Below are 1,627 nucleotides of genomic sequence, written 5' to 3'. Positions count from 1 at the left end.
AAGTTCTGACGATGAATGTAGAATCCCCTCGCCTTTAGGCAGGGGAGTGTCAATAGTTCTGGATTGAATCTAAGCTTGCTTGTTACTGTTTTTTAGACAACTGGGTCAGGAAAATTAATCTCGCTCAACTTCACCTCACGTCGCCATTAGCACAAACCTATCCAGTGCTAAGACCTCGCACCCGTGCGCGTTGCAAATATCTTCCCAAGTCACGTTAAATTCTTCTGACTCCACATGAGTTTATGATGTAGATTTGGTTATAGATCCCATAAACCGCGCAGCAATCGCGGGCATCCAAACAATGGAAAATACATTATTCGATAAAATCTTCCGCGACAGCGACGGTCAGATTGTTGTGGCTCAGCCACCAAACCCACCAATTATTGTCTGGGCTGTAGCTAGTTTACTCAAACTAATTTTTACAAGCGGCGAAATCAATACAGTGTTAGACGCTGTGGCTTTTGGCTCCTTGTTTACGTGGGCATGGGAGGAATTATTTCAAGGCGTTAATTATTTTCGCAGAGCCCTAGGTCTTATCGTGCTGATTGGGGTTGTTGGATCAAAGGTTTATCCCATAAGGTTTTGAAAAACAACGAATTTTTGTTCGAGATTGGTGTAAACACGATCTGCCGCTATGCAGAGCGCGAAGCTATCGCATTAGTTAGTGGCTTAGTCTTAACGTATTTTTACCCAATTACCCGCGAAATGCACGCGCAAATATTACTGCAACTCAAGGAACGTCAGAACAATTAAGGTAAATATGGCGTAGGTTACAACGCACTTCGTACGCAATACAACCTGTATCTACGCCTCTAGCCTATCTTTTTTTGGGAACACGGGGGAAAGGCTGAACTCCAAGCCGAGATTTATGACTCTCTATATTGTTAGGGAAACACTACAGCTTCACATCAGGAGGAAGAAGCACTGTATCGATCGCATGAATCACGCCATTACTAGCTTTGATATCTGGTTTGGTGACTTTTGCCTTACCCACCGTTACACCCTTGCCAACTTTAACGTCAACTGGGCTACCTTCAACGGTATTAACCGCACCTGACTTAAGGCTTTTGGAATCAACTGCACCAGATACGACATGATAGGTCAAAATCTTGGTCAAGGTTTCCTTGTTTTCTGGCTTGAGTAGTTTTTGCAAAGTTGCCTTTGGTAGCTTATTAAATGCAGCATCCGTGGGTGCAAACACAGTAAATGGGCCACTACCAGATAAGGTCTCTACAAGACCTGCTGCTTTCACAGCCTTTACCAGGGTTTTGAAAGAAGGATTCGAGCTAGCAACATCGACAACTGTACCTGCACCAGTTGTTTGAGACCCTGACATCGCTGGTTTGGTCGGTGCAGCTGAGGGAGACTGGGCGAAAGTTGGAGTGCTGATCACAAGACTGGCTGTCGCGAGCGCGATACCAAGTGTTTTGCCAAAAAGGTGTTGATTTTGTCGGTTCTTCATGGTTCTTAACTTTGCGTAATGTTAAAGATGTGAATATTTTGTTACGAAATTCCTTTGATCTTTATAAAGTGTAACATTTTGTCATACTACAGTTGCTACTCCTGTAGTTATATCTCGAAATCAACTTGGTACGGATTTACCAAAACTAGGGGTGTAGGGGTGTAG

The 1,627-nt window shown here is 43.7% G+C and carries 2 protein-coding genes; one reads left to right on the top strand and one right to left on the bottom strand.

All coding sequences use genetic code 11. The features are described from left to right. Nucleotides 1-301 precede the first annotated feature (301 nt). The gene (locus DP116_RS28180) at nt 302-586 is read left to right on the top strand and encodes a hypothetical protein (RefSeq protein WP_169158244.1); all 285 of its coding nucleotides are present in this window, start codon (nt 302-304) and stop codon (nt 584-586) included. Nucleotides 587-895: 309 nt separating this feature from the next. On the opposite strand, the gene DP116_RS28175 is transcribed toward DP116_RS28180, so the two are convergent. Further along, nucleotides 896-1,462 (bottom strand): fasciclin domain-containing protein, encoded by a 567-nt coding sequence (locus tag DP116_RS28175; RefSeq protein WP_169158243.1) that lies wholly within the window; start codon nt 1,460-1,462, stop codon nt 896-898. Nucleotides 1,463-1,627 lie beyond the last annotated feature (165 nt).

This window comes from Brasilonema bromeliae SPC951 (genome assembly GCF_012912135.1).
Classification (GTDB): Bacteria; Cyanobacteriota; Cyanobacteriia; order Cyanobacteriales; family Nostocaceae; genus Brasilonema; species Brasilonema bromeliae.
The sequence above is the reverse complement of the archived record's forward strand: the minus strand, read 5'-3'. Positions and strand labels throughout refer to the sequence as shown.

Excerpts from the sequence above, each read along its gene's own strand:
- DP116_RS28180 (WP_169158244.1), top strand. The coding sequence starts at position 302 with ATGGAAAATACATTATTCGATAAAATCTTCCGCGACAGCGACGGTCAG.
- DP116_RS28175 (WP_169158243.1), bottom strand. The coding sequence starts at position 1,462 with ATGAAGAACCGACAAAATCAACACCTTTTTGGCAAAACACTTGGTATC.